This is a genomic window from Ignavibacteriales bacterium (genome assembly GCA_026390815.1).
Classification (GTDB): Bacteria; Bacteroidota; Ignavibacteria; order Ignavibacteriales; family SURF-24; genus JAPLFH01.
On sequence record JAPLFH010000005.1, the window covers coordinates 50325 to 71906 of the forward strand.

Below are 21582 nucleotides of genomic sequence, written 5' to 3' on the forward strand. Positions count from 1 at the left end.
AAATTTTATCTGTACATAAAGATAAATTAATATTTAGCTTTAATTCCAAGCTCCTTGATAAACTTAATTAAATTTACTGTCACATCTTCAACAGTCAGCAAATTCATACATTCATTTGTCGAGCAACCATTTCTACCGGCATTAGTAAAACAATACTGCTCATTATCGTTAGATGAACACTTTAGGATTTTTTGTACATAATTGTGGTTCTTACCCTTAGGTATACTATAACTTGGATTTGTTGGTCCATAAATGGAAAACGTCGGCTTACCTAAAAAAGCAGCAATGTGAATGGGTCCGGAATCATTTGAAATTAACAAAATGGATTTATTTATTTCACAGATAAGTTCATTAATGTTTTTTGTAAAAATAATATCAATTTTTTCCTTATAAAATTCAATTTCAAAATCTTTTAATAAAGAATTCTGAGCCATTACAAATTTGATGTTGTACTCTAATTTTAATCTTAAACCTAGTTCAAAATATTTTTTAATTCCCCATTCTTTTGCTTTCCAACCAGCAAAAGGATTAAGTAATATTGTCCCTTCGGGAATAATTACAGTCGGGAAATAATAATCAGTACGAACAGATTCTTGATGAAGATATTTTTTAATAGGATCAGCATACATGTCTACTAAATGTGGTTCTTTTTTTTTAGTTAAAAAACAATCATAAATACAACCAAAAATTTGAAGGTTAAATCCTATATTAATTTTTGAACTGCTTAACAATAAAATTAAAGCTGTAAAAAGTCCCGAAGTGAAATCAATTATAAACTCCGGTTTTTGCTTCCATATTTTTTTTAAGACTTTTAGATTTACGAATATCGAGTCTAAATTAATTTCATTCTTAGCAAAAGTTTCATAACTTATATCAGTAAACGCTATATTGTAAAGTACTTTACTCTCTTCAAAACAAAAAATAGTTATATCTTTGTCGGGAAAATTATTTTTTAAATATTTTATAGCAGGAATAGTTAGAATAGTATCTCCCAATAATTTGAAGCTAATAATTAATATTTTATTGCTGTTCCTTTTTCTCTTTGCAAGTAAGAAACGAATTGATTTAAAAAATTTATTTATTAAAAAATAATCCCTTTTAAACATTTTTTCTTTTTTTTCATTTAAAAGTATTAGTCAGTATTTGGGTTTTAATCATAGTTAAAATAATTATGATATTTCTCATTACAATAATCAATTTTAATTTTCAATTGTCATTATAACCGTTTCTCAGATCAATTTGAAATTCGGCTATTAATTTTTTATACATATTTTTCATTAATTCAACAGTTTCATTCAAATTATATTTTGCTAACACTCTTTCCCTTCCATTTTTCCCGAGCCGTATGCTTAAATCCCTGTGTAGAATTATGCTTTGCAAAGCATAGGCAATTTTTTGAACATTGGCTGCCGGGACTATTAAACCAGTTACATTATTTTCAACTATTTCAGTTAACCCTCCAACATCAGACACCAACACAATTTTTTCGCAGGCGGAAGCTTCTAAAATAGAAACACCAAAACTTTCCTTAAGTGATACTGCAACAAAAATATCGATCATATTATGATAAATCGGAATATCATCTGGATTTATATAACCGGTAAACATAGTACAATTATCAAGATTTAATTTTGTAATTAATTCTCTGTACGAACTTTCCATTGATCCTTTTCCAACAAGCAACAACTTTAATGGTAATTCAGGACATCTATCTTTCACTATTTTAAATGCCCTGATTAAATGTTCTATACCATATATTTCTTCCAATGCTTTTATTGTCCCTACAACAATATCATTTTTATTAAAATAACTATTAACTTCCATTGGCTTGAATTTCTCAACATCAATACCAAACGGAATTACTTCAATTTCTCTTTTGCTATAATTTTTAATTTCTTTACCCATTACATGACTGGTTGAAAGTATTTTATCTGCTCTAAAAAAAATCCATTTTAATAATAGTTTATGAAGAAAACTCTTATGAGGAAATTCATAGACGTCAGATCCCCAAACAGAAATAATATATGGATGAAAACCTGTTAATGCACCTAACAAACCGTAACTAGTAGCATAATGCGAATGTAAAATATCTGGTTTGAACTTTATTATAACTTGTTTCAGTTTTTTAAGAGATTTGAGATAAATAATTTTAGAAAACGCACCATCACTTTTTGTAAATATTTCATCATTAAATTCCATTGAAACAACATTAATATTATCAAGTCCTTCATAAATCTCTGGTTGATGTTTTGATAAGCCAAATATCAATATCTCAAAATTGAATTTTGCTAATGACTTAACCCATTTAATAGTGTGATATGATGTAGGATCTGAAATTATTAATAATCTTGTTCTTCTGTCCAAACCAATTCTCTTTGTTACGTAAGTTAAATTTTTTATCAACAAGAAATGTTTAGCATTTATTTCTTTAATTGTTCAATCACTTTTATTTATCATTCGCTAATAATTCTCTTGGATTGAATTCTTCTTATTAAAGAATATATCATTTTATGTAAAATAATTTGTGCGGGATGTTTAATTATAAAAATATTTACTGTATAAATGAACAAATAAAACATAATTTCAAAAGGGATTGTTGCCATTCCTGGTGGTAAAATTATTGACAAATATTTTACAATTGTTATAGATATTGCTGCATTAGTAAGTTGAAAGAAAACTTCTTTTATAAAAACATACTTATTCTTAAACTTAAAATATTTTATTACTAAGAAAGTGCTTACAATAAAAAAGAATAAATAACTAAATGATGTACCCAAAGCTAGTCCGTTTTGTCCATATCTGTGGACAAGAAAATAATTCAATATAAATTTAATTATTACTCCAAAAATGGTGATATACAATAATTTATGTATAAGACCAACGCTGTAAAGAACTTTATTAATAACGCTATAAACTGAATAAAAAATTAAACTAAATGAAAAATAAAATAATACCTCTTTAACAAGCAAAGTATCGGTGGTGGTAAATTTACCTCTTTCGAATAATATTTTAACAAAATAATCGCCATAAAAAAGAAAGATAAAAGTTATGGGGACAAAAATAGCCACGTTAATCATAATGCTTTTATTCAATATTCTTTCAAGGTCATCAGTTAATTTTTGACTAATATAATTTGCCAATTGAGGAAATATGGCTGTAGATAAAGCGATGGCTAAAATTGAAATTGGAATAAGATAAATGGTTTGTGCATAATTTAATGCAGCAATACCACCCTTCGGAATATAAGAATAAAAATATCTATCGGCGATTAAGAAAAGTTGACTTGTACTTTCAATAATTATAATTACTATCAAAGTATTTGGAATAAACTTTCTATATTCTTTAAATAAAAGATAAAATTTGGCAATTTTAAAACTGATAGATGTTCGCTTATGAAGATATAATAATTGCAAAATGGAACCAAAAACATATCCAACCGGTATTATATAGACGCCAAAAGTATCTGTAAAAATAATAATCAAAATAATCAGCGAAATATTTAATAGTAACTGCGAATATGCGGGATGTTTAAAATCAAAATGTAATTGTTGGTAAGCAGATAATATTGAAGAGGCACAATTAATTGGGATCGTAATTAAAAAAATATTAAAGATAATTTTTACGGTATTTAATTTTTCATTCTGAATGCCTGGTAAATAAGCGTTAAGAATACTATTTGAAAAAAGATAAAGTAAAACAGCTATAAAAAACCCGCCTCCAACAAATAAATAATAATTAACATTTAAAAAATTATCATCAAATGCCGTCTCATGCCTCTTTAAATTATTATAAGTTGGGATTAGATAGTTTTGAGCTAAGTATAATATTATCGTATTAATTGTTAACGGTATTACTGCACCAACAAGATAAATATCAAATTCTTCACTTAAGCCAAATAAACTTGCAAAAATCATTTCCCGGAAAAAGCCGATACCCTTGGAAATAATTCCCGTTATTGTGATAAATATTGTTGCACCAGCAACAGTTGATGTAAATTTATTTTTCAATCAGTTATATATTTTAATATTTAGATAACAATTGTAAAGCATTAACTCCTTTAATATTTTTATACCATAAATACATTTATTATTTAAGTTTTACAAAGAATAATTGGAATAAAGTATAACTATAAAGAAAATTAATTGAACCAGAGTAATGACAGTTCCTTAACTCGCTTCAGCAACTCACCAGGTTAATAATTCTTGTATTTACACAATTATAAAGATTCAAATATTTCTTTGAGATACTTTGTGGTTGGATTTTGTTAAACGGATTTCACCAAGCAGGTACAAAGTTGCTCGAAGTTGGTTGAGAGTAAAGACTTTATTAACTCAAATACGTTTCCCCAACATCGTAAGATCCAAATATTTTTACACTTTTAGATATTTCCTTAAGATGATTAACTGCAAGTTTAACTTTCCTATCGCTAAGACTTCCTATCAAATCGATATAAAACATGTACTGAAATGCTTTGTGAGGAATTGGTCTGGATTCAATTTTAGCAAGATTAATATCCCGTAAAGCAAACACGCTTAGTGCTCTGAACAATGCACCTGGAATACTCTTCAATTCAAAACAAATTGAAGTTTTGAAATCTTCACCACCTTTTCCAGAAGTTATCTTCTTTTTTGCTATCACCAGAAATCGTGTAAAATTCTCTTTATTATTTTGAATATGTCCTTTAATTATTTTTAATCTGTATTCTTCAGCAGCAAATTTGCTCGCAACTGCGGCAGCAAAGTCTTCCTTTTGAATAGAAATTATTTTAGCTGCACCTGCAGTATCATAAACCGGAAAGATTTCAGTGGTTTTTAATGATCTAAGAAAATTTGAGCATTGTCCAAGCGCCTGCGGATGAGAATAGATTTTTTTCAACTGATTAACTTTATATTTTTTATGACTCATCAGGAAATGATTAATTTGTAGATTTAATTCACCAACAATTTTAAAAGTATGTTGTAGTAAAAGATCATAGGTTTCAAAAACACTTCCATACAAACTGTTCTCTACAGGAACAACTCCAAAATCGGCTTCACCATTCTTTACTTTATTAAAAACAATTTCAAAAGTTAATGATGGGGATAAATAAATTTTATCGCCGAAAAATTTCTTAGCAGCCAACTCACTATATGCCCCCGTCTCACCTTGATAAGCTATAGTTTTCAATTTTCTACTCCTATTGATTGCAAAAGTGTAAGAAAGAATTTTGCTTTATCTTTTAGTTCTTCAAGACTGCCATTATTTTCAAAAACAAAATCCGCCCAGTTAATTTTTTCTTCATCTGGAATTTGATTTTCCATCCGTCTTTTAATTTCATCTTCAGAAACTTTACTACGGTTTTTAATTCTTTGAATCTTCTTTTCATCTTCTGCTGTGATTACAATAATGTAATCAAATAATTCTTCCATTTCAGCTTCATAAATAAGTGCGGCTTCAACAAACACAATTGTTGATTCCCTTAAAATCATTTTCATTTGTAATTTAATATTATCAATTACTTCTGGATGAATAATGGCATTAATTCTTTTTACTTTATTTGAATCGGAAAAAACTTCTTCTGATAAATACTTAATATTTGGTTGGGAATTTAAATATGATTTTACACCGAAGGCAGAAATTATTTTTGATCTGATTTTGGGATGTGTTGACAGAAGACTTTTTGCAATATCGTCAGCACCAAGAACGGTAAAGCCAGCTTCTTTAAGGTAATTACAGAATTCTGATTTACCAGATCCAATGCCACCGGTTATTGCAATTTTCAATTTTCTTTTGTTCATAAAAAAGCCACTCAATATTGAATGGCAAGATAATTCTTTCAGTAGTCAGAATCCAGAAAACGAAAGCCGGGATGTAAATTTTTTCCGGCTCCATTTTCTATACATTACCTGGCGTATGCAATTTTTCTTACTTCACGGATAACCGTAACCTTTATTTGTCCCGGATATTCCAAATCTTGTTGAATTTTTGTAGCAATATCATTTGCTAATTTATCAGCATCAGTATCATCAATTCTATCCTGTTCAACAATAACTCTAATTTCTCTTCCCGCCTGGATGGCAAAAGTCTTAGCAACGCCTTCAAATGATTTAGCGAGATTTTCTAAATTCTCTAATCTCTTAACATAACTCTCAAGTGGCTCTCTCCTTGCACCTGGTCTGGCGCCGCTGATTGCATCTGCTGCTTGAACCAATGCAGCGATTGGGTGTTCCATTTCAATATCTTCGTGATGGCTGCCGATTGCATTTACAACTATATGATGTTCTTTATATTTCTTCGCTAATTCATATCCAAGCAAAGCATGCGGTCCTTCAACACTTCTATCAATCGTTTTTCCAATATCGTGTAATAATCCAGCACGCTTTGCTAAAGTTGTATCTATTCCAATCTCGGCAGCTAAAATGCCTGTAAGGTAAGCAACCTCAATACTATGCTGAAGTAAATTTTGCCCATAGCTGGAACGATATTTCATTCTACCAACGTGCTTAATAATCTCTGCGTGTGCTCCATGCAATCCAAGCTGAATAAAAGTATTTTCACCTTCTTTTTGGATTTCCTCTTCTAGTTCCTCACGGGTTTTTTGCACAACCTCTTCGATTCTTGCGGGATGAATTCTGCCATCAGCAATTAATTTTTCCAGCGATATTCTGGCAACTTCTCTTCTAAACTGGTCGAAAGCCGAAAGGATTACTGCCTCAGGTGTATCATCAACAATTACATCTACGCCGGTAGCAGCTTCAAACGCACGGATATTTCTTCCTTCACGTCCAATGATGCGCCCTTTCATTTCTTCATTTTGTACCTGAACAACAGAAACCGTAGTTTCAACAGAATGATCAATTGCAGTCCTTTGAATAGCCTGAACTATTACTTTTTGTGCTTCTTTTTTTGCGTCCTGTTTTGCCTGGTCTCTAATTTCCTTAACATACTGTGCTGCATCTACTCTTGCCTGGTTAAGCATATTTTCTGATAACATTTTTTTCGCTTCTTCGGAAGTTAATCCCGCAGTGCGTTCAAGCCGAATATTCTGCTCGTAAATCAGCTTATCTAATTCACTAACTTTTGTATCGATAGAAAGTTTTTGAACTGTAATATCCTTTTCGAGCTGTTTAGTTTCTTTTTCTTTTTTAAGAACTATTTCATACTTTTTTTCAATGCTATCTTCTCTAATCGAAAGTTGTTTTTCATAACTCTGAACCTTTTGCTTTTTAGCATTAATTTCAGTATCGAAATCTTGCTTTTTCTTTAACCATTCATCTTTTACTTCAAGCAGTTTTTCTCTTTTAATATTATTGGCTTCTTTTTCTGCATCAACAATAATTTGTTTGGCTTTTACATCAGCCGAAAAAAGGCTTTTTTTACCTACTTTAGAATTTAAAACCCATCCCAAGTAGAAAACAACAACAACGATTATGGCAATCATCGGTATTAAAAGCAACAAGTCCATCTTTAACAGATCCATAATACCTCCATAAATCAGAATTTATCAAAATAAGCCGCTCTGCCAGCCCAAATTAACAGGAAGAACCCTGATAATTTAATGCGGGAAATCGCCCGAACGTTTTTCGCTTCCACTGTTTCGATAATCGAAAGTCCCGACAAAGCCGGGATTGAGGCCTGCAATACACGCCGTGAGTCAATAACCCTATAATGAAAGAGTTAGTTCTTCATATAATTAAACTGACAGGCGGCAATTAAATAATTATTATGATGGGACTGATATATTAGATTCGTTTAGAAGAAGCTTGATCTTTTTTATCTTATCTAAAGCTAAATTACTGAATTCCTTATTTTTACTTTTTTCAACAAATAAATCGTATGCAATATTTAATGATGCAATGATAGCTATGGTTTGAATTGACTGATCTGGTAATTCTTCCTTAGTTTCATTCATAACTCTATTTACGTAACCTGCTAATTCAGTAGCAATATCTTCGTTATCTACTAATAGTGAATACTCTCTATCAAATATCGTTAATTTAAGCTTCTTCTTGTTGTTCATTATATCTTTTCCATCATACAAACAAAATGTTTAAGAGCGTAAATGATAATCAATTTTACTTACAAGCTCATTAATTTTCTGCTTTAACTCTTCTCTCTCCTTTAAGTTAAGTGAATTACTATTTACTAAAATATCATTTTCTTTATATAAGGATCGAATCTGTTCTTCCAGTTCATTTATTTTAACTGACAACCTTGAATTATCATAACTCAACTCTTTATTCTTTTGAGTAAGGCTAATAACCTGTCTCTCAAGTGAAGTGAGCTCATCTAATATAATATCAAATTTTAATAATTCGGTCAATCAGATTCCTCTAAATTCTGCATTAAATTCTTTTTGTACAAATTCTGTCATCTTAGAAAACTGGTTCTCAACTTCCTCATCCTTTAATGTTCTTAACTCATCAAAGTATTCCAGAGAAAAAGCCATGCTCTTTTTGTCGATACCAAAACTTTCGCTTTCAAAGATATCAAATAATTTAACGTTTTTAAGAAGTTTAGAACTTCCTTTATAAATTGCATCGATTACTTCTTTACAGGAAATTTGTTTACCTAAAATAAATGCACAATCACGGAATACTTTAGGATATTTAAGTAACTCAACAAAACTTTTCTGCTTAGCCGGAATATTTTTAAGCAGATTAATATCAAACTCAAACCAATATACTTCCTGTTCGATGTCAAATTTTTTAAGAAGTTCTTTTTTAATAGAACCGCCAGATCCAATAACCTTATTTTTATAGCTTTTGGTAAAATTGTACTCAAAAACTAAATTTTCATCAAGATAATAGGAATCCTCCAAAACATTGTCAAGACAAATTTTATTAAGGAAGCTATTAACAATCCCTTTCAAATCGAATAAATCAACATCCCGTTCTTTCTGAAACCACGTAGTCTCAGTTTCTTTCCCGGTAATAATAAAGGAAATTTTTTCCAATTCTGCAAAATCATTAAAACTTTTTATCTCTGCACTGGATATTTTAATAAAAATATTTCCAATTTCAAAAACTTTAAGATTACTTTCCCCAACATTAATATTCTTAGCAATGGATATTAACCCACCCTGTAGTAATGAAGTTCTTAAATTTGCCATATCCATACTATCAGGATTGAGTACTTCAACAGGATTGCCAACTATGGACGCAACTTCTATTGGCTGAAGTGAATTAGTAATTATTTCATTAAAGCCGAGAGAAATAGCGCTGTTTCTAAGAATGTCCTTGTAATCAGAAACATCTTCTTTTTGATCGAGTGTAACAGCAATTCTTTCAACTACAGGAATTTTATCGTATCCATAAATGCGGGCAACTTCTTCTATCAAATCTATTTCGCGTTCAATATCTGGTCGAAAAGTTGGGACCACTACTTTAATAGCATCTTCAGTTTCTTGAACAATGGTCAATCCTAAATTATTCAAATTCTGTTTTACATCTTCCTTAGAAATTGAAAAGCCAAGTACTTTTGTTATCCGGGAAAACCTTAATTCAATCTCTTTTTTACTAATTTCTTCAGAGTAAACATCTAATGCGCCGGATAAAATTTCTCCTCCACCAAGTTCAGAAATTAATTGAGCTGCACGGTTTGCGGCATACAAAGTAATATTGGGATCAGTCCCTCTTTCAAACCGGTATGATGCATCAGTTGAAAGTTGAAGTGATTTGGAAGTTTTTCTGATTGATGATGGATTGAAATAAGCGCTTTCAATTAAAACATTTTTTGTCTCAATTGTAACTTCAGAATTTTCACCACCCATAACACCGGCTATTGCTATTGAGCGCACTGCGTCACAAATCATGAGGTTGTTTGATTTAAGTTTGCGCTCTTTCGAATCAAGAGAAATGAATACTTCACCTTCTAAAGCATTTTTAACAACAATTTTTTTACCTGATAATTTATCCAGATCGAAAGCGTGAAGCGGTTGACCGATTTCGTGAAGAACAAAATTTGTTACATCAACAACGTTGTTTATCGGGCGGAGTCCGATGTTAGTTAATTTTTTCTTCAACCAGGTTGGAGATTCTTTTATTGTAATATTTTTAACAACTTTAGCAGTGTACCGAGGGCAATCTATTGTATTTAATATTTCGATTGAAGCAGCATCTTCAGTTTTCTCTAATGATTCTTTTATTTCAATAGTTGGAATTTTTAATTGACGGTTGAATATAGCAGCTAAATCTCTTGCAACTCCAATATGGTTTAACGCATCGGGGCGATTTGGTGTAACCCCAATTTCAAAAATCACATCATTCAATCCTAATGCTTCAGCTAAGGGCGAACCAATTTTTAAATCAGAATCAAGAACCAAAATTCCAGAATGATCATCATTTAAACCTAATTCTTTTGCAGAACAAATCATCCCAAAAGATACTTCACCACGGATTTTAGTCTTTTCTATTTTGAATTGTCCATCCGGAACAACGGCGCCAATTTTAGCGAAAACAATTTTTTGTCCAGCTTCAATATTTGGAGCACCACACACAACATTATATTCTTCATCACCAGTGGAAACTAAACAAACCGAAAGTTTATCTGCATTTGGATGTTTCTTTTTTTCTTTAACCAATCCGACTACAAAATTTTCAAATTGCTTTCCTTGACATTCAACGTCTTCTACTTCCAAACCCGAATTAGTTAATCGTTCAGCAATTTCATTTGCATGAATGTCATCCAAATCAATGTAATCTTTTAACCAGTTAAGTGAAATCTTCAATCTTAATTCTCCGGATTTAAAATTGTTTTAAGAACCTAAGATCGTTTTCAAAATAAACACGAATGTCGTTCAATCCATATTTAAGCATTCCTGTTCTTTCTATTCCCATTCCAAATGCATAGCCGGTATATTTTTCAGAATCGTAACCAACTGCTTTAAAAACATTTGGATCAACCATACCGCAACCAAGAATTTCCAGCCAGCCAGAATTTTTACAAACTCTGCATCCTTTCCCTTTACACAAAAAACAGGTAATATCCATTTCAGCGCTTGGCTCTGTAAATGGAAAGAAACTTGGACGGAAGCGATACTTCAGTCCTGCTCCATAGAATTGATGTGCGAAAGCTACAAGTGTTCCTTTTAATTCAGCAAAAGTAACGTCCTTATCAACATAAAGTCCTTCTACCTGATGAAACAGGCAATAACTACGCGTGCTAATAGCCTCATTCCGATAACATTTTCCTGGCATTATAGTACGTACTGGTGGCTGTTGATTATTCATCACTCTTATTTGAACGGGCGATGTATGAGTTCTTAATAAGAAATCCTTAGAAACAAAAAACGTGTCCTGCATATCTCTTGCCGGATGATCTGCAGGAAAATTTAATGCTCCAAAATTATTGTAATCAGATTCCAGTTCGGGACCTTCTGAAACGGAAAATCCTAATCCCTTAAAGATTGATTTAATTTCTTCAAGTGTTTGAGATAGTATATGCTTTGAACCAATTTTAATTTCACGACCAGGAAGAGTTAAATCAATAGCTTGTTTTTTTTGATTAGAAAGAGATTCGACTCTGTTCTTTATTTCTTCAAATTTAGATTGGACAGAATTGCGTAGAAGATTCAGTTCTTTTCCTACCAATGGTTTTTCTTCTTTAGAAACTTTTTTAAGGTTTTCAAAAAGTGTAGAAAGGATTCCTTTGCGGCTAAGGTATTTTAGCCGGATTTCCTCCAGCTTCTTAACATCATTTATTAAGGAAATATCAGCCAAGAAGTTTTTTTCAGTTTCACGAATTGTTTGTAGCATATCCATTGCTTTTACAAAAAATAAATTACCCTCTTAAATCCAGCAAAATGTCAAAATTCTTTAAGAGGGTAATAAAAATTAGTTGAGACTAAATTTTACAATTTCAGTGAATGCTGCTGGATTATCAACAGCAAGACTTGCTAAAACTTTTCTGTTAATTGCTACACCTTTATCTGCAAGTGCATGAATTAGTTTTGAATAATTAGTACCATTCAATCTTGCGGCAGCATTAATTCTAACAATCCAAAGCTGTCTGAATGTTCTCTTTTTAGTTTTTCTATCTCTGTAAGCATGCAAAAGGGCTTTTTCTACATGATGCTTTGCAACAGTATATACTTTACTGCGAGCACCCCAATAGCCTTTTGCCATGCCAAGAAGTTTTTTTCGTCTTGTACGCGAGGCTACTTTATTCTTAGCGCGTGGCATAATTTATCCTCTTATCATTATTGAATCATTATTAAAACATTTTTAGTTTCTACTTTAGAAACTAACGTGGATTTTCTTAATCCTCTTTTTCTCTTGCGAGATTTTGAAGTAAGTATGTGACTTTTATAAGCCTTACTTCTCTTTACTTTACCAGATGCGGTTTTGCGGAATGTTTTTGCTGCACCGCGATTGCTTTTCATCTTTGGCATTTTATTCTACCTGCTTTAGTTTTTCTTTTTCGTTTTAAATTTAGACGGAACTAATATTGTGTTCATCGCTTTTCCTTCGAACTTAATTTCAAATTCCATCTTTGCAACATCTTCGAGCTTGGCTACAAATTCTTTTAATAAATTTGCGCCCTGATCTGTATAGGCTAATTCTCTTCCTTTGAAAATTACCGATACTTTTACCTTATTTCCCTCTTCAATAAAATTTCTTGCGTGCCTGGCTTTAAATTCAAAATCGTGTGTATCGGTATTTGGATGCAATCTTATTTCCTTTAGTATTGATACTACCTGATTTTTTTTCTGAATTTTTTCTTTCTTCTGTAATTCGTAAACAAACTTTCCGTAATTGATTATTTTACACACAGGTGGGTCTGCTTGTGGTGCAATTTCTACTAAATCTGCACCGCGTTCTTCTGCAAGTCTAAGCGCATCTTTGATTAAAAATATTCCTCGCTGTGTTCCATCCGTATCAATTACTCTGGCTCTCGATACTTTTATTTCTTCATTAATTCGATGTTTAGGTTTTTGGGTAATGTTATCCTCTTTGTTGTTTTACAATTTATTCTTTATTTCTTCTTGCAGTTTACTTGTAAAATCTGCAAGCACTAAACTGCCAATATCACCTTTAGTATGCTGACGAACTGATACAGTATTGGAACTTAATTCCTTTTCTCCAACAATAAGCATATATGGAATTTTCTTTGTTTCCCAATCTCTAATTTTATATCCAATCTTTTCATTTCTTTCATCAACAACAGCTTTAATATGTAATTTTTTTAGGTCATCTGCAATTTTCTTTGCACCATCAAAGAAGTTTTGAGATATTGGTAAAACAGCCACCTGAACAGGAGCTAACCAAAGCGGGAATGCTCCACCATAATGTTCTATCAATACTCCCATAAATCTTTCCAAAGAACCAAGCAAAGCACGATGAACCATAAATGGGCGATGTTCTTTTCCATCTTCCCCAATATATTTCATATCGAATCTTTCCGGCATATTAAAATCGAATTGAATAGTACTCATTTGCCATTCACGATTCAATGCGTCTTTTATTTTAATATCTATTTTAGGACCGTAGAATGCTCCACCGCCTTCATCAATTTTATACTTTAAGCCTTCTTTTTCTAATGCAGTTTTTAAAGAATCCGTTGCTTTTTCCCACAATTCATCATTACCGCTAACTTTTTCTGGTCTTGTAGATACATAAAAATTCATTTCATTAAAACCAAAAGATCGCCATATCGACATACAAAATCGCAATACTTCAATTATTTCATCTTCTATCTGTTCCTGAGCGCAAAAAATATGAGCATCATCTTGTGTAAATCCTCTAACACGAAGTAAACCATGAAGCACACCACTCTTTTCATATCGGTAAACTGTTCCTAATTCAGCCCATCTTAAAGGTAAATCACGGTATGATCGAAGATGAGTTTTATATATCATTATATGAAAAGGACAATTCATTGGTTTGATATAATAATCCTGATCATCAATAGACATTGGAGAATACATATTCTCTTTGAAGAAGCCCAGATGTCCACTTGTTTCCCACAACCAACTTTTGCCAATATGAGGCGTATATAAAATTTCATAACCATTATCTAAGTGAGCTTCTCTCCAGAAATTTTCAATATCCAACCTTATCCTTGCACCTTTGGGATGCCAGTAAATTAAACCTGCACCGGCTTCTTCATGGGTACTAAATAAATCTAACTCCTTACCAACCTTACGATGATCTCGTTTCTTTGCTTCTTCTAGAAAAACAAGATAATCATCAAGCATTTTCTTTTTGGGGAAAGAGATTCCATAAATTCTTTGAAGCTGCTTATTATGTTCATCACCGCGCCAATAGGAACCAGAAACTGTTAGTAATCTAACATATTTTATCTTTCCCGTTGAAGGAAGATGCGGACCGGTGCAAAGATCTGTAAATTCTCCTTCCTGGTAAATACTTATTACATCAGCTTTATCATCAAGACCGTCAAGAATTTCTAATTTGTAATTATCCCCTTTCGTTTTGAAGAATTCAACAGCTTCATTCTTTCTAAGCTCTTTTCGTGTGAAAGAATTATTTTGCTGCGTCAGTTCCATCATTCTTTTTTCAATTTTTCTAAGATCATCGTCAACCAATTGAGAGTTGATATCAATATCATAATAGAATCCTGCATCAATAGCAGGACCAACACCAAATTTAGCTTCAGGATAAATCGATTGAACTGCGTGAGCCATCAGATGTGAAGTAGAATGCCAGTAAGCTTCTTTACCTTTTTCATCATTAAAGGTTAGCAATTTAATCTTACAATCTTGTTCCAAAGGAAAGTTTAAATCTTTGATATTCCCATCAACTTCTGCAACAAGTGTTTCTTCTGCTAATCTATTAGAAATTGATGTAGCAATTTGGAATGGAGTAACTCCATTATCAAATTCTTTAATGCTTCCATCAGGAAAACTTATTTTTAATTTATCCATAATCTTTATAAAAAAAAACGGAGAATACTCCGAACAGCTATTTAACTCAAAAAGATATTTAATCCGGGCTTTTCTAAAAAAGAAAGATGACTCTATTTTGTGTCATCAACCAAATCCGTGTGTGGGTTCTATAGGATTCGAACCTATGACCTTCTGCACGTCAAGCAGACGCTCTAACCAACTGAGCTAAGAACCCCTTACAAGTGATTCTCTCTCTTGTCTCAGAGTTGAAGTAAAGAGTAAGTTAACCCACTTAGCAAAAAGATAAATGAGTTAAGAATCCTAATCCATAATTGTACCGAGGGCCGGACTCGAACCGGCACGGGAATAAATTCCCACAGGATTTTAAGTCCTGTGCGTCTACCAATTCCGCCACCCCGGCGACAAAGAACACTTCAAAAGTGGGCTCGGAAGGACTTGAACCTCCGACCCGCTGATTATGAGTCAGCTGCTCTAACCAACTGAGCTACGAGCCCAAAATTGGATAGTAAAAATAACATAAAAACTTAATTTTTGCAATAAATCTTACAGTTTATTAATTAGAAAACTTAAATTGTTTTTGCTATGCCATAATTATGGATAAAACACATCAAAAACTAAATTAAAAATAGCTATCATTATTCACTTAATTCCTTTTCCGGGAAAATGTCTAATTCCAATCATGAACGCTTTCTTAAATACTCTCCAGTCACCTTGCCTCACTATTCATTTTTATCTATTTTTCGATATGGTAATTGATAAAGACGAAGTTAAAAAAATACTGTGTATAAAACCCCGTGGAATTGGTGACGTTATTCTATCATCAATTGTTTTTAATAATCTTCTTGAAAATTTTCCAGGTAGTAAAATTGATTATTTAACAGAATTTCCAAGTAAACCATTATTGGAACCGCTTCCATTTATTAATGAAGTTCTTCTATTTGGAAATAACTCAGTTCTGGATTCAATTTCCACCATCAAATTAGTTAGGAAAAGAAAATACGATTTGGTATTTGATTTCTATTCTAATCCAAGAACAGCTTTAGTTACCTTTTTCAGTGGTGCCAGGTACCGAGTCGGATTCCCATACCGTGGCAGAGCCTATGCTTATAATCTTTTTGGACCAAGCGAAAGGAACAAATTTCACTCTGCTGCACTTCATTTGGAAATGTTGAATAAGATTGGATTAACTTGCAACCATTCTGAAATGTTTTTTGGCTTAACAAAAGATGATATTGAATTTTCAAGAAACTTTTTTGAAGAAAAATTCCAACCAAATGACCTTGTAATTGGAATAAGTCCGAGTGGAGGTTGGCAATCCAAAAAATCCGATCCAATAAAATTTGCTGAAATTGGTGATGCTTTGGTTAATAAATATTCTGCTAAGATTCTACTTCTCTGGGGACCAGGCGATAAAAACGAAGCGATTGAAATTGAAAGATTAATGACAAATGAAATTATTGTTGCACCACTTACTGATATCAGAAAAATGGGAGCACTTATTTCCAATTGCAAAATACTAATTGCAAATGACAGTGGTCCAATGCATATTGGTGTGGCACTTAAAACTCCGGTTCTTAGTGTGCACGGACCTACTAATCCAAAGCTTCAGGGACCATATGGAGAAATGCACGAATGGGTTAGACTTGATGAATTGGATTGCATTGGTTGCGATTTGCGTGTTTGTCCGCGGAAACATGAATGCTTTTTAGAGTTGCCAATCGAAAGAATTATGATAAAGATTGATTCTTTGATCAAAAAGAATGAAATAAAGTTGGTGATAAATGAAAAAAATTGAAATACTTCTGAAAAATTTTTTGCTGCGAGTATTACTTTTATTCAAAACGAGGAATAAGAAAGATTCATACAGTTTTAATTCTAATTCTAAAATATTATTCATTAGATTGAACCGAATTGGTGATGCTTTAGTTGTAACACCACTTTTAAAAGTAGTTAAGGACCATTTAAAATGTAAAATCTATTTGCTTGCTGATAATAAAAATCATTTTGTATTTACAAATAATCCATCAATCGATAAAGTAATAATTTTTGAAAAAGGATTACAAGGTTTTCTGGAAACGATTAGAATGATAAAGGCTGAGCAATTTGATGCAATTGTGGATCTGCATGATGATGTTTCAACTACAGTTTCCTTTCTTTTAGCTTTCAGTAGTTGTAAAAATATTTTTGGATTGCAAAAAGAAAATGAAGCTGTTTATACAAAAACAACTGACAGATTGGAACCTACAAAAACTCACATAATTGACAGAACTCTGGAATTGACGAAACTTTTTAATATAAATTATAACCGGGCAAATGTTAATGTTCATTATTTCCCCAAAGCCGAATCACAAGGTAAAGTTAAAAACATCCTCAAAAGAAAAGGTCTAACAAATAAATTCCTGGTAGGAATAAATATTTCTGCAGGAAGCGATGCAAGATTTTGGGGAGTTGAGCGGTTCCAAAATTTAATTAAATTCCTGTCAGGTTATGATTTACATTATGTAATTTTATCCACAACCCGCGACATTAAATTAGCATTAAAAATTTTGAATGAGAAGCAAAAAAATTTATACACGCCATCATTCGATGGGTTTGCAGCAATGATTTCTGAATTAGATCTGTTGTTCACACCTGATACTTCAGCTATTCATATCGCTTCTGCGTTTAGTGTTCCTGTTTTTGGCTTATATGTTAACTATAAAACCGATGATATGATATGGTCACCATATAAATCAGATTTTGATTGCAACATTACAACTCAACCAACACTTGCCAAAGTAGAATATGATGAAGTAATTAAAAAATTCCAGCCATTTTTAGAAAAGCATTTAATATGAAAAAAGAAATTCCAAAATGTAAAAAGTTCTCTGGTTATAAACCTTGCTATCCAGACCACAATTGCTGGGAGAATGGTTGTAAAGATATGATATCGGTCGGTACCAAAATTTTAATTATTAACCTTGATGCAATGGGCGACATTTTGATGACAACCGCTCAACTTAAAGCAATAAAAAGAAAGTTTCCTGAATCAACAATTTGGTGGATTACGCTTCCAATCACTGCTCCCCTGCTTTTTAATATTCCATTTGTTGATAAAGTTTTTCCATATAATTTCGAATCCATATCTATTCTTTCTCAAATGGAATTTGATATTGTAATGAATGTTGATAAATCTCAGCGTTCTGGTGCACTTGCTAATTCTGTAAAAGCTAAAGCTAAGCTTGGATTTGGAATAAATGAAGACGGAAAAATTATTCCTTTTAATGAAGGTGCTGAATATAATTATCAGTTAGGAATGGATGATAATCTAAAATTTAAATTGAATAAAAGAACAGGGCAGGAATATTTGGCGGAAACTTTTGAACTTGACTACAAGCGCGATGATTATGTTTTTTATTTTGATGAGGAAGAAGTAAAATTCATAGAGGAATACAAGACGTCGGTTGGAATTGATAAAAATGATTTTGTGGTTGGATTTAACACCGGTTGTTCCCTCCTTTACCCAAATAAAAAGATGACAATTCAACAACATATTTCACTAATTGAAAACTTACTTTCTTACAATAAAATTAAAATCGTTTTACTTGGCGGACCCGAAGATGAAAAACGAAATGCTGAGATATATTCGCGGTTTGAAGGAAGAATTATTAATACACCAACAAATTTGGGAATTAGAAAAGGTGCTTGTTTCGAAAATTTAGCTGATGTTGTTATCACAGGAGATTCATTTGGAATGCATCTGGCAATTGCATTAAAAAAATATGTGATTGTTTGGTTTGGAGTTAGCTGCTGGGCTGAAATTGATTTATATAATCGTGGTATAAAACTTTATAATGAGGATTTGTTTTGCTCACCTTGCTGGAAAAAGAAATGTCCTTATAATCTTGAATGTATCCAAATGATTGATTTGAAAAAAATTGAAGAAGAAGTTCTAAATTATTCCAATAAGAAATTGCTAAACAAAATCCAGTAAACTTTATTTGATTTAGAAATTTGAACTTTCCATTGAAGAATGAGATTAAACAACTTCAACATATTAAGCTGGGCAAAAAAAATTGGCAGACCGCTGATTTTAGATGGCGCGATGGGAAGTTTATTACAGCAAAAAGGATTTTTATCAAATGATCCACTCTGGGCTAGTCTTGCTAATGTTGAACATCCTGAAGCAGTTCGTCGGATTCATAAAGAATATATTGATTCAGGGGCTGACATAATTACTACCAACACGTTTAGAACAAATCCTGCTGCAGTGTCAAAATCTAAAAAAAGTTTTACTCCCCAAAATTTAGTGGAAGCCAGTGTTCAAATTGCTAAAGAAGTAAAAGGTAACTTGCCAATTTTAATGGCAGGTTCCAATGCACCAGCGGAAGATTGTTACCAAATTGAAAGAACAATTCCTATTCTTGAACTTCAGGAAAATCATCAACAACATATTTCATTGTTGAAAGAGTTTGGTGGCGATTTTATTCTAAACGAAACACAAAGTCATTTTGATGAAATAAAAATCATCTGTGAAATTTGCAGTAAGAATCAAATTGATTTTATCTTGAGCCTTTTCTTTACAAATGATTTCAAATTACTTTCTGGTGAAGATATATTTTCTACAATTGAATTTATAACTACTTATAAACCGCTAGCGATTGGTTTTAATTGCATTACACCAAAAATCTTTCTGCAAATTGTTGATAAAATTCCTGATAATATTAATTGGGGCTTTTACTTAAATTGCGGCAGCGGAAATTATGAAGACGAACAAATTGTTTGTGGAGTTAATGAATTGGAATATCTGGAAGTTGTAAAAAAACTTCTCCCATTCAAACCAAGTTTTGTTGGCTCCTGTTGTGGCTCTAATCCAAATCATACTAAACTTATAAAGAATTACTTTGATGAATTACGTGGAAATTAAAGCTCCTGCCAAAATTAATTTTGGTTTGTTTGTAACCTCAAAACGATCAGATGGCTTTCATAACATTGAAACTATTTTTTATCCCATAAATGATCTGTATGACGAATTGTTTTTTACGAAAGCTGATAGATTTGAATTCATATCAAATGATAAAGAATTGGAGAACAAGCATAATCTTATCATTAAAGCTAAAGAAATATTAGAAACAGAAGCTAAAAAGATTTTTAATGTTAAAATTGAATTGAATAAAAAAATTCCGATTGGAGCAGGTTTAGGAGGTGGCAGTTCTGATGCAGCGGCAACTTTACTTTCCTTAAATGAAATGTTCAAACTAAATTTTGAATTAGAAACACTGAGGAAATTTGCACTTGAATTGGGTTCCGATGTTCCATTTTTTATCAAACCTAAACCGTCATTTGCAGAAGGGCGTGGTGAAAAATTGTCTGTTATCGATTTTGAAATTTCTTCAGCAATTCTTTTAGTAAATCCTGGAATACACATTTCAACCAAAGAAGCTTATGGGAATATCCATTCTAAGCTTGCAGGATTCAATTTAGGCAAGATCAATAAGTCTCAGATTTCTGATCCAGGATTCTTAATTAAAAACGTTAAAAATGATTTTGAAGATTACGTTTTTAATTTCTATCCGGAAGTTGAAAATATAAAAGAAATTCTATATCAATCGCGTGCTAATTTTTCAATTATGACTGGAAGTGGTTCAACAGTATTCGGATTGTTCAACAATTTACAAGATGCAATGCTGGCTAAAGAAAAATTCCCATCACATTATTTTACATTTATTAGTTATTCTGAAGATTAAATTAGGTAAGCGCTGTTATCGAAGTGATTCCGAATTGATTAATTTATTCATATCATTTTTATAAACAGCATATTGAAATCCACCGCTAACCGAGTAACCGCCGATTTCACCATTCTTATTTAATGCAATAAATCCAACTTGACTATCAAAATTCTTTACTTTCTTGATAATTCTTTCACAAGCAATTTTGCAAGCTTCCATCGGAGATTTTCCATTCCTCATACTTTCAACAACCAAAAAACTTCCAACCGTTTTAATAACTGCTTCACCTAAACCGGTTGCTGCTGCTCCACCAATATCGTTATCAATATAAAGTCCTGCACCAATAATTGGTGAGTCCCCCACTCTTCCATGATATTTAAATGCTAATCCACTTGTTGTACAAGCACCGGATAAATTCCCGTTTTTATCTAAGGCTATCATTCCAATGGTATCGTGATTATCCTTATTTGTTTTAAATGGTTTGTATTTATTTTCTTGTAACCATTTTAGCCACTCAGCTTTGGATTCCTTGGTGAGAAGATTTTGTTTCTTAAATCCATTAGCCAAAGCGAATTGTAAAGCTCCATCACCAACCAGCATAACGTGTGGAGTTTTTTCCATCACCAACCTGGCTACGGAAATTGGATGCATAATATTTTCAAGACAAGCAACCGAACCTGCATTCCCTTCTTCATCCATTATACAAGCATCAAGAGTAACATGACCATCCCGATCTGGAAAACCACCATATCCAACACTGGTTATTTTCGGATCAGCTTCTGTTACCATCACTCCTTTTTCAACAGCGTCCAGAGCTCTTCCTCTTTTACTTATAACTTTCCAGGCTTCTTGGTTAGCGGCAAGCCCATGTTGCCACGTGGATATTATTACTGGTTTTTCAAATTCTAAATTCTTTGAAAAGGAGCCAGCAATTATTTCTTTACTTCTTGATTTCCCTAAATTAATTCCAGTAGCAATTCCTGCTGTGGCAATCAATGAATTAAATATAAATTTTCGTCGCGTATTCAA

At 32.1% G+C, this 21582-nt stretch carries 20 protein-coding genes and 3 tRNA genes; 5 read left to right on the top strand and 18 right to left on the bottom strand.

Annotation, left to right across the window (positions count from 1 at the left end):
* Positions 1–26: 26 nt before the first annotated feature.
* From NTX22_00765 to NTX22_00845, 17 genes are all read right to left on the bottom strand, one after another.
* Positions 27–1106: a glycosyltransferase family 9 protein gene (locus NTX22_00765; protein MCX6149036.1), complete on the bottom strand. Its 1080-nt coding sequence runs from the start codon at positions 1104–1106 to the stop codon at positions 27–29.
* 100 nt (positions 1107–1206) lie between these two features.
* A complete protein-coding gene (locus tag NTX22_00770; GenBank protein MCX6149037.1) occupies positions 1207–2364 on the bottom strand; it encodes a glycosyltransferase in 1158 nt (385 codons plus the stop codon).
* Between the two features lie 89 nt (positions 2365–2453).
* Positions 2454–4007: a polysaccharide biosynthesis C-terminal domain-containing protein gene (locus NTX22_00775; protein MCX6149038.1), complete on the bottom strand. Its 1554-nt coding sequence runs from the start codon at positions 4005–4007 to the stop codon at positions 2454–2456.
* A 319-nt stretch (positions 4008–4326) separates the two neighbouring features.
* Positions 4327–5166 carry a prephenate dehydratase gene (pheA, locus tag NTX22_00780; protein ID MCX6149039.1) on the bottom strand — a complete coding sequence of 280 codons (840 nt, stop codon included), beginning with the start codon at positions 5164–5166 and terminating at the stop codon, positions 4327–4329.
* On the bottom strand, positions 5163–5777 hold the full coding sequence (gene coaE / locus NTX22_00785; GenBank protein ID MCX6149040.1) for a dephospho-CoA kinase: 615 nt from the start codon (positions 5775–5777) through the stop codon (positions 5163–5165). The genes pheA and coaE overlap by 4 nt, the downstream gene beginning before the upstream one ends.
* Positions 5778–5881: 104 nt before the next feature.
* Positions 5882–7459, bottom strand: coding sequence for a ribonuclease Y (gene rny / locus NTX22_00790; GenBank protein ID MCX6149041.1), 1578 nt, complete (start codon positions 7457–7459; stop codon positions 5882–5884).
* Between the two features lie 243 nt (positions 7460–7702).
* Complete coding sequence (locus NTX22_00795) at positions 7703–7999, bottom strand: cell division protein ZapA (protein MCX6149042.1); 297 nt, start codon at positions 7997–7999, stop codon at positions 7703–7705.
* A 30-nt stretch (positions 8000–8029) separates the two neighbouring features.
* Positions 8030–8302 (bottom strand): hypothetical protein, encoded by a 273-nt coding sequence (locus tag NTX22_00800; GenBank protein MCX6149043.1) that lies wholly within the window; start codon positions 8300–8302, stop codon positions 8030–8032.
* Positions 8303–10708 carry a phenylalanine--tRNA ligase subunit beta gene (gene pheT, locus NTX22_00805; GenBank protein ID MCX6149044.1) on the bottom strand — a complete coding sequence of 802 codons (2406 nt, stop codon included), beginning with the start codon at positions 10706–10708 and terminating at the stop codon, positions 8303–8305.
* A gap of 16 nt (positions 10709–10724) precedes the next feature.
* On the bottom strand, positions 10725–11735 hold the full coding sequence (gene pheS / locus NTX22_00810) for a phenylalanine--tRNA ligase subunit alpha (protein MCX6149045.1): 1011 nt from the start codon (positions 11733–11735) through the stop codon (positions 10725–10727).
* Positions 11736–11813: 78 nt separating this feature from the next.
* On the bottom strand, positions 11814–12161 hold the full coding sequence (rplT, locus tag NTX22_00815) for a 50S ribosomal protein L20 (protein MCX6149046.1): 348 nt from the start codon (positions 12159–12161) through the stop codon (positions 11814–11816).
* Between the two features lie 17 nt (positions 12162–12178).
* Complete coding sequence (gene rpmI, locus NTX22_00820; GenBank protein ID MCX6149047.1) at positions 12179–12370, bottom strand: 50S ribosomal protein L35; 192 nt, start codon at positions 12368–12370, stop codon at positions 12179–12181.
* Positions 12371–12385: 15 nt separating this feature from the next.
* Positions 12386–12922, bottom strand: a complete 537-nt coding sequence (gene infC / locus NTX22_00825; protein ID MCX6149048.1) for a translation initiation factor IF-3 — start codon at positions 12920–12922, stop codon at positions 12386–12388.
* An 18-nt stretch (positions 12923–12940) separates the two neighbouring features.
* Positions 12941–14863: a threonine--tRNA ligase gene (gene thrS, locus NTX22_00830; GenBank protein MCX6149049.1), complete on the bottom strand. Its 1923-nt coding sequence runs from the start codon at positions 14861–14863 to the stop codon at positions 12941–12943.
* Positions 14864–14985: 122 nt separating this feature from the next.
* Positions 14986–15059: transfer RNA gene (locus NTX22_00835), tRNA-Val, on the bottom strand.
* A 100-nt stretch (positions 15060–15159) separates the two neighbouring features.
* Positions 15160–15245, bottom strand: a tRNA-Leu gene (locus tag NTX22_00840).
* A 20-nt stretch (positions 15246–15265) separates the two neighbouring features.
* Positions 15266–15339 (bottom strand) — tRNA-Ile (locus NTX22_00845).
* 185 nt (positions 15340–15524) lie between these two features.
* Between NTX22_00845 and NTX22_00850 the strand changes: the two genes are divergently transcribed.
* From NTX22_00850 to ispE, 5 genes are read left to right on the top strand one after another with little or no spacing between them, the layout of a single operon-like run.
* Entirely contained in the window at positions 15525–16640 is a 1116-nt protein-coding gene (locus tag NTX22_00850) for a glycosyltransferase family 9 protein (protein ID MCX6149050.1), read from the top strand.
* Entirely contained in the window at positions 16627–17682 is a 1056-nt protein-coding gene (locus tag NTX22_00855; GenBank protein MCX6149051.1) for a glycosyltransferase family 9 protein, read from the top strand. The genes NTX22_00850 and NTX22_00855 overlap by 14 nt, the downstream gene beginning before the upstream one ends.
* Positions 17679–18818 carry a lipopolysaccharide heptosyltransferase family protein gene (locus NTX22_00860; GenBank protein ID MCX6149052.1) on the top strand — a complete coding sequence of 380 codons (1140 nt, stop codon included), beginning with the start codon at positions 17679–17681 and terminating at the stop codon, positions 18816–18818. The genes NTX22_00855 and NTX22_00860 overlap by 4 nt, the downstream gene beginning before the upstream one ends.
* A gap of 39 nt (positions 18819–18857) precedes the next feature.
* Entirely contained in the window at positions 18858–19751 is an 894-nt protein-coding gene (locus NTX22_00865; GenBank protein MCX6149053.1) for a homocysteine S-methyltransferase family protein, read from the top strand.
* On the top strand, positions 19732–20571 hold the full coding sequence (ispE, locus tag NTX22_00870; GenBank protein MCX6149054.1) for a 4-(cytidine 5'-diphospho)-2-C-methyl-D-erythritol kinase: 840 nt from the start codon (positions 19732–19734) through the stop codon (positions 20569–20571). The genes NTX22_00865 and ispE overlap by 20 nt, the downstream gene beginning before the upstream one ends.
* 15 nt (positions 20572–20586) lie before the next feature.
* On the opposite strand, the gene NTX22_00875 is transcribed toward ispE, so the two are convergent.
* Positions 20587–21582, bottom strand: coding sequence for a N(4)-(beta-N-acetylglucosaminyl)-L-asparaginase (locus NTX22_00875; GenBank protein ID MCX6149055.1), 996 nt, complete (start codon positions 21580–21582; stop codon positions 20587–20589).

Bases quoted from the DNA above. Each gene is read 5' to 3' on its own strand.
- pheS (MCX6149045.1), bottom strand. From the start codon at position 11,735: ATGCTACAAACAATTCGTGAAACTGAAAAAAACTTCTTGGCTGATATT.
- thrS (MCX6149049.1), bottom strand. From the start codon at position 14,863: ATGGATAAATTAAAAATAAGTTTTCCTGATGGAAGCATTAAAGAATTT.
- NTX22_00795 (MCX6149042.1), bottom strand. From the start codon at position 7,999: ATGAACAACAAGAAGAAGCTTAAATTAACGATATTTGATAGAGAGTAT.
- NTX22_00850 (MCX6149050.1), top strand. From the start codon at position 15,525: ATGAACGCTTTCTTAAATACTCTCCAGTCACCTTGCCTCACTATTCAT.
- rpmI (MCX6149047.1), bottom strand. From the start codon at position 12,370: ATGCCAAAGATGAAAAGCAATCGCGGTGCAGCAAAAACATTCCGCAAA.
- rny (MCX6149041.1), bottom strand. From the start codon at position 7,459: ATGGATCTGTTAAAGATGGACTTGTTGCTTTTAATACCGATGATTGCC.
- NTX22_00855 (MCX6149051.1), top strand. From the start codon at position 16,627: ATGAAAAAAATTGAAATACTTCTGAAAAATTTTTTGCTGCGAGTATTA.
- NTX22_00860 (MCX6149052.1), top strand. From the start codon at position 17,679: ATGAAAAAAGAAATTCCAAAATGTAAAAAGTTCTCTGGTTATAAACCT.
- ispE (MCX6149054.1), top strand. From the start codon at position 19,732: ATGAATTACGTGGAAATTAAAGCTCCTGCCAAAATTAATTTTGGTTTG.
- NTX22_00865 (MCX6149053.1), top strand. From the start codon at position 18,858: ATGAGATTAAACAACTTCAACATATTAAGCTGGGCAAAAAAAATTGGC.
- rplT (MCX6149046.1), bottom strand. From the start codon at position 12,161: ATGCCACGCGCTAAGAATAAAGTAGCCTCGCGTACAAGACGAAAAAAA.
- coaE (MCX6149040.1), bottom strand. From the start codon at position 5,777: ATGAACAAAAGAAAATTGAAAATTGCAATAACCGGTGGCATTGGATCT.
- NTX22_00765 (MCX6149036.1), bottom strand. From the start codon at position 1,106: ATGTTTAAAAGGGATTATTTTTTAATAAATAAATTTTTTAAATCAATT.